Origin of the sequence: Nonomuraea aridisoli (genome assembly GCF_003236395.1) — a bacterium.
Lineage (GTDB): Bacteria > Actinomycetota > Actinomycetes > Streptosporangiales > Streptosporangiaceae > Nonomuraea > Nonomuraea aridisoli.
Genome location: NZ_POUD01000317.1, coordinates 1 through 9,834 on the forward strand (window position 1 = coordinate 1; position 9,834 = coordinate 9,834).

Here is a 9,834-nt window from a genome sequence, read left to right on the forward strand (position 1 = left end):
GTGGAGGGGTCACGCCCTCACCCGGCTCCAACGGCCGCGGCGGGTGGGAGCGGGCCGGGACGTCGTCCGTCTTCGCGGGCGCGCGGCCGGGGGTGCCGGCGGCCGGTGTGCCGGTCGCGGCTGACATCGCGGCGCGCCAGCCGAGGGCCGTGCCGGCGGACGCGGCCAGTGCGAACGCCAGCCACACCAGCTGCCATCGATCCGGTGCGACGAAAGGGACGGCGGTCCCGCTGAGGACGATGCCGAGCCCGCCGCCGGCGTAGTAGACGCCGATCGGGGCCGCCGAGCCGGAGCGGGCGGCCAACCGGCCGGCGAGTACGCCTCCGGTGACGAAGACGAGCGCGCAGCCGAGTCCCGTGACGGCGCGCAGGACGACCTGTACGGCGACCGCACCGCTCACGGCCGTGGCCGCCAGCGACACGGAGGTGAGGATCATCCCGGCGCGGAAGGTGAGGGAGAGCCCCAGGCGGCGCGTCACGGCGGCGGTGACGAGCGCGCCGGCCAGGTAGCCCGCGCCGTTGGCCGTGGTCATCGCGCCCGCCTGGGCGAGACTCCAGCCCAGCGCCGTACGCATGCCGGGGACCAGCAGCCCGTACGCGAACCGGCCCAGTCCGAGCGCCGCCGCGACGCCCAGGGAGAGCCCGGCCGCCTGCCACAGCGCCCTGCGGGCGGCCGACCGGCGGCTCGCCGGAGCTCGAAGGCCGGCGTCCGGGCAGGGGCCTTTCACAGGCTGCCGTCGAGGAAGGCGCGGACGGTCTCGATGAGGCGCCCTCGGTGGTCGGACAGGGCGTGGTCGGTGTGCCACTCGTGGTGCTCGGCCGCGATCTGCTCGTACGCCTTCACCAGCGGCCGGTGGTGCACGTCGGCCGGGGTCACGGAGTCGTCCGAGGTGCCGATGAGCAGCACCGGCCGACCGGCGAGCCGGGGTGCCAGGCCGGCCAGGCTCCACCGGTCACCCGCCCGCTCCATCTCGGCGACCAGCGCCTCGCCGCTCGTCCCGCGCAGGGGCAGCAGTTCCTCCCCGAACGCCTCGACGTGACGCGCGCGGGCGGCCGGGTCGAGCGTGCGGGTCACCGTACCGAAATCGAAGCCCGACACCGACGCGACGGCGGCGATGGACGGGTCGGCGGCGGCGGTCATCAGCGCGGCGAACCCCCCGAAACTGTGCCCGAACAGCGCCAGACGTCCCGGGTCGAGCCGGTACGCCGACGCGAACGCCTCGGTGCGCACGGCACGCGCCACGGCGGCGGCGTCCTCCAGCGCGTTCCCCCACGACCAGGTCCCTCCCATGCCCCAGGAGCCGCGGTAGTGGAAGGCGACGGCGGCATAGCCGGCCGCTCGCAGCGCCTGCGCCAGGTCGAGGTTGCGCTCGTTGCCCGGAAACCCCTGCAGGAGCAGCACGACCGGATGCGGCCCCGGCCCGGCCGGCAGGTGCAACAACCCGGCCAGGGGCACTCCGCCGCTGTCGAAGGTCACGGCGGGGGTGGTAGCTCTCACGACGATCCTCCTTAGATCGAACCGATCGGTACGATAACAGCAATCGAACCGACCGTTACCATCTAGGGGTGCCTGTACCGAAGGGAAGCACTCTCGACCCGGAGCGGACGCGCGCCGCGATCGTCGCGGCGGCCATGCCGATCCTGTACGAACGGGGCCTGGACGGCGTCGGCGTGGCCGAGCTCTGCGCCGCCGTCGGGGTGTCGAAGGAGACGCTCTACCGGCACTTCGGCTCCAAGGAGGGCCTGATCGAAGCGGTGCTGGAGGCGCGGAGCGAGCGTGTGACGCGCTGGCTGCGCACGGCCGCCGAGGCCGCGGGGGACGACCCGGCCGCTCAGCTCGCCGCGGTCTTCGACGCGCTGGCCGGCTGGCACGCCGAGCCCGACTTCCGCGGCTGCGCCCTGCTCAACGCCGCCGCCCAGCATCACGGCGCACCGGAGCTGGACCTCGCGGGACGCCATCTCGAACGCCGGCTGGCGCTGCTGACCGAGATCGCCGCCAGGGCGGGGGCGGCCGATCCGGGCGCGCTGGCCCGCCAGTTGCTCATCCTGGTGACCGGCTGCACCGTCGTGGCCGACCAGCACCCCACCACGCCCGACGCGGCCCGCCTCGCCCGGCAGGCCGCGCTCACCCTGCTGGAAGCGGCCGGCTCACCGCGACAGAGCCGCGACCCCCGCTGACACCGGCGCAGTTCCAGGACTGATCGTCAGGCCGGGTGGCGCGTCATCGACGTCGAGGCCAGAACGGACGGCGGGTCACCGCCTTCAGGCCGGGGTCGTTCCGGCGCCGTAGCGCAGCCCGTCGACGAGGAGCCCGACCATGCGCCGGCTGTAGGCGACGCCTTCGTCATCGACGGGCATGCACAGGTTGGCGACGGCGTACAGCAGGTCCTTGGCGCTGACGTCGGCGCGGATCTCGCGAGCGGCGGTCGCGGCGTCGAGCAGCGAGCCGAGGGTGGGGCCGAGGCGCCGCATGAAGTAGCCGGGCAGGGCGTCGAAGGCCGGATCGCCGGAGTGGAGGGCGCCGGCGAGCCCGCGTTTGGTGGCGAGGAACTCGGTGTAGCGCAGGAGCCACTTCTCCAGCGCCACTCCCGGCTCGTGGGCCGCGCTGAGCGCCGGGGCGGCGTCGGCGCAGGCGTCGACCTCGCGCTGGAACACGGCTTTGACCAGGTCCGAGCGCTGCGGGAAGTGCCGGTACAACGTGCCGACTCCGACGCCGGCCAGATCGGCGATCTGCTTGGCGGGGGCGTCGACCCCCGAGGTGCCGAAGACGGTCTTCGCCGCTTCGAGCAGGGAGTCGATGTTGCGCTGGGCGTCGGCGCGCAGGCGGCGCGGCGCCGTCTTCTCGGGCACGGTTCTCCTCCACACTTGCTAACCGGAACAGCTTTCCGTATAGTTCCGGAAAGACGTTCCGCTTTAGGTTCCAGGGTACGGCACGCACCCCGCCGGCGACACCTGGACCCCGATCCCAGGAGAATCCCCATGCACTACCGCACACTCGGCCGTACCGGCATCAAGGTCAGCCCGTACGCGCTCGGCGCCATGATGTTCGGGGCCGTGGGCAACCCCGACCACGACGACTCCATCAAGATCATCCACAGGGCGCTCGACGCCGGGATCAACTTCATCGACACCGCCGACATGTACTCCCACGGCGAGTCCGAAGGGATCGTGGGCAAGGCGCTCAAGGGGCGCCGCGACGACGTCGTGCTCGCCACCAAGGCCCGGTTCCCCGTGGACTTCGACCCCAGCGGCGCCACCCCGTCCGTTCCGAACCGGTCGGGCGCCTCGCGCCGCTGGCTGATCCGCGCCCTGGACGACTCGCTGCGCCGCCTCGGCACCGACTACGTCGACCTGTACCAGATCCACCAGCCCGACCCCGACACCGACATCGAGGAGACCCTCTCGGCGCTCACCGACCTGGTGCGCGCCGGCAAGGTCCGCGCCGTCGGCACCTCCTCCCTGCCCGCCTCGGACATCGTCCACGCCCACTGGGTCGCCGAGCGGCGCGGGCTGGTCCGGCCGCGCACCGAGCAGCCTCCGTACTCGATCCTCAACCGCGGCATCGAGCGCGAGGTGCTCCCCGTGGTCCAGCAGTACGGCATGGGCACCCTGGTCTGGAGCCCGCTCGCCGGCGGCCTGCTCACCGGCCGCTACCGCAGGTACCAGCCGAACGCCACCCACCGGTCGCAGTTCGGCTTCCGGCACCTGACGGACGAGCGCCGCCTGGACGCCGTCGAGGAGCTCATCCCGCTCGCCGAGGACGCCGGGATGCCGCTGACCCACCTGGCCATGGCCTTCGCGATCGCCCACCCCGGCGTCACGTCCGCGATCATCGGCCCACGCACCATGGAGCAGCTCGACGGCCTCCTCGCCGGGGTCGACGTCACGCTCACCGACGAGATCCTCGACCGCATCGACGAGATCGTGCCGCCCGGCACCGACATCGGCACGCTCGACATGGCCTACGACCCGCCCGCCATCCAGCACGCCCGTCTGCGCCGCCGCCCCGTCGACGAACGCGCCGCCGCCTGACCGCGTCCCCACCACGAAGGGCCCGTACCGTGACCCACAAGCAGCACCCCATCGGAACAGGGTTCACCGCCGCCTCGACGGCCGCCGACGTCCTCGCCGGCATCGACCTGACCGGCACGAACGTCGTCGTCACCGGCGGCCACGCCGGGCTCGGCCTGGAGACCACCCGAGCGCTCGGCGCCGCCGGCGCCTCCGTCACCGTGGGCTCACGCGACCCGGACCGCGCCGCGGTCGCGCTGGCCGGGATCGAGCGTGTCGAGGTCAGCCGGCTGGACCTGCTCGACCCGGCGTCGATCGACGCCTTCGCGGGGGCCATGGGGCTGATCGACGCGTCCGGCCGGCCGATCATCGCCCCGGAGCGTGGGCTGAAGACGCCGCAGCAGGGGGCCGCCACCATCGTGTTCGCGGCGACCAGCCCGCTGCTCGCCGGCATCGGAGGCGTCTACCTCAAGGACAGCGACATCTCGCCGCTGGACGAGGACCCGCGGCCCGTCGTCTTCGGCGTCGACCAGGACGTCCCGGCCGACATCGTGCCGCACGCCATCGACCCGCGCTCCGCCCAGCGGCTCTGGGAGCTGAGCGAGCAGCTGATCAAGGCCTGACCTCAGTTGACGGAGACGGCCGGCCTGGGCACGGGCACCCGTCCCTGGTACGGGTCGATGCGGCTGAGGGCGGCGCGGGCGATGTCGGCCACGTCGGAGTCCTTGAAGTCGTCCGTCAGCGGGATGTCCAGCACCTCGAACAGCCGCCGGGTCTCCGCGACCGTGGGCGGGGAGCTCAGCGGCGGGGCCTTGCCGACCTCCAGCAGCCGGGTCTGGTTGAGGCTGTTCTCCAGCTCGACGTACCAGGGGTTGTAATGGGGGCTGTCACGCGGGATCGCCAGGCCGGGGAACTCGGGGCCGCGCTGCGTGATCACCAGGTTGTGCGAGGTGAGGTCGCAGCGGAACAGGGAGATCGTGCCCGACAGGCCGATCTTCAGGTCGAGCAGATGGCTGTTGTGCTGCCGGAACCAGCAGGCGGCCAGAATCGTGGAATAGACGTCCTTGCGGGTGCCGAGCGCCGTCCACGTCTTCTCCTCGGCCCCGTCACCCGCCAGATTCCGATGCAATTGCGTGTACGAATCGCACAACGCCTCATTCGTCGGATCGAGTAATTCCAGCAGGAAACGCATTTTGCTCCGCGTACGTTTGGCGCGTTCGATGCATTCGGGCAGCGTGACCGCCCGGATATACGTGCCGGTGCCGCCCTTGAACAGCCACATGTCGCTGCCCTCCCTCGCCTCGGCCAGCAGTCGCGTGATGGCCGCCCCGTTGAGGGACTTGACGGAGTCTCCGCTGGAGAGCAACCGCCACATGCCCTCCGTCGTCCGGCCGAGGATGGCGATCTGGTCGGCCACGCGCGCCTGCCGGTTCCTGTCCCTGATCCACACGAACGCGAGCAGGGCCAGGACCGGCAGGATCAACTGGTCGGCGTTCTCCTCGGAGAGCACCTCCAGCAGGTCGAGCACGCTCACGACGGCACCCACGAGCAGCACGATCCCGAGGTCGATATTGGTGAGCGCGCCGCGGAGACGCATTTTGACGGACGTCATAGCTGTCGTTTAGCCCTCCCCCACGCTCCCCGTCAAGCGCCGGCCAGAAACCCAGGACCCCAGAAATAACGACAGACCCATACAAATGCGAAAATTCCCCAATTAAGGGAACGTCCGGAACCCGGCACGACCCCGGGACGGCCATGAAAACAATCGGAGCGCTGGCCGACATCCTGCCCTTCCAGTACGTGACTCCTCCGCCCCGTGAACGGGGTGGCTTCTCGCTAGGCCGCCTGCGCAGTCTCACGAAGAACCAGCCCGGCCCTCAAAACGTTGATCGCGCCGACCACGTCCGCGTTCGCGGTGAACCCGCACCGCACGCACACGAAACCGGCCTGGGTGACACGGTCGTCCCCGGACACATGCCCGCACCCTCCCATCGAGGGCGGGCACGTGCGGGACGTGTTGGCGGGGTTCACGTGGATCAGCTCTCGACCGGCGCTTTCAGCCATGTGCGTGAGGATGCCCAGGAACACCCCCCAACCCGCATCCAGAATGCTCTTGTTCAAACCCGTGTGGAAACGGCAACTCGACCACTACCAGAGCACCGGTCACTGAGCCCGTCCGGACCTGCCGCAGGCGGGCGGGTAAGGCCGGCGCCGGGTCAGCGGTAGGCGCTGGCCTGCAAGGAGTAGAGGTCGGCGTAGAGGCCGCCCAGGGACATGAGGGTGCCGTGGTCGCCCTGCTCGGTGATCGTGCCGTGGTCGAGGACGTAGATGCGGTCGGCGTAGCGGACGCTGGCCAGGCGGTGGGTGATGAGCAGGACGGTGCGGCCGTCGGAGTGGGCGCGGATGCGTTCGAACAGGGCGTGTTCGGCGCGGGCGTCGAGGGCGGCCGTGGGCTCGTCGCAGATGAGCAGGACGGCGTCGCGGTGGAAGCCACGCGCGACGGCGACCCTCTGCCACTGGCCGCCGGACAGCTCGTGGCCGTCCTTGAAGCGGCGGTCGAGCAGCGTGCGGTAGCCGTGGGGCAGTTCCTCGATCACCTCGTCGGCGCCTGCCACGGCGGCGGCCGCGTGGAGGGCGGGCTCACCCTTGTCGGTGCCCATCGTGATGTTGTAGCGGGCGGTCAGGGGCCAGCGGGTGTGGTCCTGCGCGATCACGGCGGTGCGCCGGCGCAGCTCGTCGGGGCTGACGTCGCGCAGCTCGGTGTCGTCCCAGTGGACGGTGCCGGAGTCGGGCTCGTAGAGGCCCGCGAGGATCTTGGCGAGGGTGGTCTTGCCGGAGCCGTTCTCGCCGACGAGCGCGATGACCTCGCCCTGTTTGATCTCGACCGAGACGCCGCGCAGGGCGGGCGCCTCGGCCCCCGGGTAGGTGAACGTGACGTCGCGGGCCGTGATGCTGGAGAAGCCGTCGGGGACGGCGTGGGGGCGGGGGCCGGTCAGGCGCTGCTCGGCCTCGGCGCAGAACTCCAGGAAGTCGGTGAAGTAGAGGCCCTGCTCGTAGAGGCGGTTGGTGGCGAACATGAGGGTGGCCAGGGAGGACTGGCCGGAACGGATGGCGAGCACCGCGGTGCCGGCCACGGCCAGCGGGATCGCGGCGGCGGCGAGCAGGACGCCGAGCGCGACGTAGACCAGGGCGGTGCCGATGCCGCCTAGCGCCTCGCCCACCAGCCGGGCGGTCGTCTGCCGCCTCGCCAGGGTGAGCATGACGTCCTGCTCGGCCCTGGCCACCGCGTCGTACATGCGCAGCAGGAAGCCGCGCATCGTGAACGCGCGCACCTCGGCCGCCGAGCCGCGCTCGGCCAGCAGGTCGGCGATGATCCACTTGCGGCGGCGGGCGGGGATCAGGGAGTACATCGTGGAGTAGCGCATGCGGGCGCTGCGCACCGCGGCCCAGGCGTCGGGGAGCACGGCCAGCAGCAGGAGCGGGAGCAGCACCGGGTGCAGGACGCCGAGCACGCCGGCCACGGCCGTGATGCCGACGACGGCGGTGACCACGTCGACGGCCGCCGAGACCACGTATTCGGCGGTGAACACGCCTCGGCTGCTGGCGCGTTCCAACGAGTCGTGGAAGTCGGGGTCGTCGTAGGCGACCAGCTCGACCTGGCTGGTCAGGCCGTAGAGCCGCTCCTCGGCGAGCCGGGTGATCTGCGGGGTGAGGCGGGACTGCGCCCAGCCGGCGCCCGCCTGCACGGCCGTGCGCAGCACCGCCGCCACGCCGACCAGCGCGAGGCTGGGCAGGGCGGCGACGACCCGGTCGGGGGTGGGGCCCTCGGAGAACAGCGCCGTGAGGACACCGGTGGTGGCCAGCAGTCCGAACGCGGTGAACACGCCGCCGAGCAGGTTGAGCACGACGGTGGCCAGCGTGTCGCGCGGGCTCGCCTGCCAGGCCATGCGCAGCGCCTGGGAGACGAGGGAGGGGAGCCGTCTGGCGATGGCCAGGAAGCCCACCTTCGCCATCTTGTCGGTGTGGGCGCTCCACGTGGGGAAGGAGATCTCGCCGAGTTCGAGGGGCTCGTTCTGCATGCTGCGAGTGTGCACGCGGACACTGACAGTTTCGATGCCCGCCGGGGCTCGTTTCTTCGATCGCCGGCGTGGACGGTTACTCCCCTTGGAGCCCGGCGACAGGGATCCCTGATGAACGCTCGTCGCAACGTGGTCGACCTCGAACGCAGACCTTCGCCGCCGTCGCCGGCCCGGAACCGTGATCCGGCGTCGATCGACGCATCGGGCGACCTCAACGATCGCAAAAAGGCCGGGAGATTGCGAGATCGGCGTCCACTCGGCGCAATCCGTCGAAGCCCCAGGTGTTGACGCCCTCCAGGTCGACCTCGTTGTAGATGCGAACTGCGAGGTCGCGCAGCGAGCGGGCGAGCCGGGCGTACTCGAGGTGGGTGAGGTCGAGTCGCTCCGCGCCGTAGGCGCGCAGGAAGCGCACCGGGTCGGGCCCGCACAAGGCGGCGAACACATCGTGCTCGCGCGGCGCCAGCATCGTGTGACCCCAGTCGAGCAGCGTCGCGATGCGACCGTCGCGGTCGACGAGGACGTTGTGAGGGAACAGGTCGTGGTGGCACACGACGTGGGGCACGTCGATCGCGCGTGCCCGTTCGATGACCGCTTCGAGCCGGTCGACGTTGGCCATGACCTCGTCGCGGCGGTCGACGATCCAGGGATGGTCGTGCCGGTCGCGCAGCACCTCGATGCACCACTCGTCCATGTCGGTGCGGGGCAGGACGAGGTCGGTGATCTCGTGCACGGCGCGCATCGCCCGCGCGATCGCGTCAGCGTCGTTCCACGTTCCCCGGCGGCCGTCGACGAACGGGAACAGCGCGTAGCGCCGGCCGTGGTGCTCGGAGGTGTACGAGCCGTCAAGTGCTCGCACCGCCGCAGGGACGGGGATGCCCCGAGCCGCCAACTCAGCGGTCAGCGCCAGACCGGCGTCGCTGTCGGGCCGCTGACGCCAGAGTTTCACGAACCAGCGTCCGTCGGTGAACGCATCCGCTTCGAACCCGCCCGGATGCGGCCGCAGCTCGCCCACCTCGACACCGAAGGCGTCGCGGACCTGAGTCGTCGTCGGCGGTCGTACGTCGCTCCCCATCGCCCCAGGACGTTACCGCTGCCGAGGGCGGCCGGTCGACGTCTTTTCACGAGCACCGGCTCGACGTGGCCGACCCGCCGGTGTCGAACGCCCGGCCCGCCGCGCTCAGCCCCGCCAGGTACGCACAGACCTCGACATGTGAGTCCAGCTCCTCATCGACCACTTCCACGCCACCGACCCGTCGGCGGCCACCGCCCGCTCAGGCCGGTAGTGGCGAGGCAGTACACGAAAGATCGTTTCACCAGTTCAGAAACACCCTTTGAGGTCCTTGGGAGAGGGGGAGGGTGCGCCGGTCCCGGGCCAAGCCGCTCCCCAGAATTTGCGCCCCCTCGCGAGGAGCAAGCCGGGCCACCGGAACAACGCTCCCCCGGGTTGCGGGTCCCCTCCCGAGGGACGAAGAGGAACGGGCTGCGCCGGAGCACAGGGGCGACGCTCTCGCAGGTTGAGGGACCCTCGCGAGGGGCGCTCAACCCGCGCGCCTCGCGAGGGGCGAAGAGGGGGACTGTGTGTCCGGTCGCAGGTGCGGTACTCCCCAGGTTCGTGTGACCGGGGTCAGGGGCTGTCGCTTATACACATCTCCGAGCCCACGAGACTAGCGCTCACCTCGTATGCCGTCTTCTGCTTGAAAAAAAAAATTACAACAGTGTCGACATCGCCACACAGGCTGGGGCGA

Annotated in this window: 11 protein-coding genes; 3 read left to right on the top strand and 8 right to left on the bottom strand. The window is 71.2% G+C overall.

All coding sequences use genetic code 11. The features are described 5' to 3' along the window. Both C1J01_RS41905 and C1J01_RS41910 read right to left on the bottom strand, forming a co-directional pair. The coding region (locus tag C1J01_RS41905) for a YbfB/YjiJ family MFS transporter (protein WP_181449261.1) at positions 1–727 on the bottom strand (727 nt) is incomplete at its 3' end. After that, positions 724–1,497 carry an alpha/beta hydrolase family protein gene (locus tag C1J01_RS41910; protein WP_235855025.1) on the bottom strand — a complete coding sequence of 258 codons (774 nt, stop codon included), beginning with the start codon at positions 1,495–1,497 and terminating at the stop codon, positions 724–726. The genes C1J01_RS41905 and C1J01_RS41910, both read right to left, overlap by 4 nt. A gap of 68 nt (positions 1,498–1,565) precedes the next feature. Here C1J01_RS41910 and C1J01_RS41915 point away from each other — a divergent pair, with 68 nt between their 5' ends. Further along, positions 1,566–2,177 (top strand): TetR/AcrR family transcriptional regulator, encoded by a 612-nt coding sequence (locus C1J01_RS41915; protein WP_111184607.1) that lies wholly within the window; start codon positions 1,566–1,568, stop codon positions 2,175–2,177. Between the two features lie 84 nt (positions 2,178–2,261). Here the strand turns inward: C1J01_RS41915 and C1J01_RS41920 are convergent, their stop codons facing one another. Next, a complete protein-coding gene (locus tag C1J01_RS41920; RefSeq protein ID WP_235855026.1) occupies positions 2,262–2,849 on the bottom strand; it encodes a TetR/AcrR family transcriptional regulator in 588 nt (195 codons plus the stop codon). A 129-nt stretch (positions 2,850–2,978) separates the two neighbouring features. On the opposite strand from C1J01_RS41920, the gene C1J01_RS41925 reads away from it, so the two are divergent. Further along, positions 2,979–4,031 (top strand): aldo/keto reductase, encoded by a 1,053-nt coding sequence (locus C1J01_RS41925; RefSeq protein ID WP_111184608.1) that lies wholly within the window; start codon positions 2,979–2,981, stop codon positions 4,029–4,031. A 29-nt stretch (positions 4,032–4,060) separates the two neighbouring features. Continuing rightward, entirely contained in the window at positions 4,061–4,633 is a 573-nt protein-coding gene (locus C1J01_RS41930; protein WP_111184609.1) for an SDR family NAD(P)-dependent oxidoreductase, read from the top strand. A gap of 2 nt (positions 4,634–4,635) precedes the next feature. Here the strand turns inward: C1J01_RS41930 and C1J01_RS41935 are convergent, their stop codons facing one another. The 5 genes from C1J01_RS41935 to C1J01_RS53340 form a co-directional block, all read right to left on the bottom strand. Further along, positions 4,636–5,622 carry a hypothetical protein gene (locus tag C1J01_RS41935; protein WP_146615920.1) on the bottom strand — a complete coding sequence of 329 codons (987 nt, stop codon included), beginning with the start codon at positions 5,620–5,622 and terminating at the stop codon, positions 4,636–4,638. A gap of 224 nt (positions 5,623–5,846) precedes the next feature. Continuing rightward, complete coding sequence (locus C1J01_RS41940; RefSeq protein ID WP_235855027.1) at positions 5,847–6,074, bottom strand: zinc ribbon domain-containing protein; 228 nt, start codon at positions 6,072–6,074, stop codon at positions 5,847–5,849. A gap of 152 nt (positions 6,075–6,226) precedes the next feature. After that, positions 6,227–8,089 carry an ABC transporter ATP-binding protein gene (locus C1J01_RS41945; RefSeq protein ID WP_111184611.1) on the bottom strand — a complete coding sequence of 621 codons (1,863 nt, stop codon included), beginning with the start codon at positions 8,087–8,089 and terminating at the stop codon, positions 6,227–6,229. 211 nt (positions 8,090–8,300) lie between these two features. Next, positions 8,301–9,161 (bottom strand): phosphotransferase enzyme family protein, encoded by an 861-nt coding sequence (locus C1J01_RS41950; RefSeq protein WP_111184612.1) that lies wholly within the window; start codon positions 9,159–9,161, stop codon positions 8,301–8,303. A gap of 46 nt (positions 9,162–9,207) precedes the next feature. Beyond that, positions 9,208–9,330, bottom strand: coding sequence for a hypothetical protein (locus C1J01_RS53340; RefSeq protein WP_268958797.1), 123 nt, complete (start codon positions 9,328–9,330; stop codon positions 9,208–9,210). Positions 9,331–9,834: the final 504 nt, after the last annotated feature.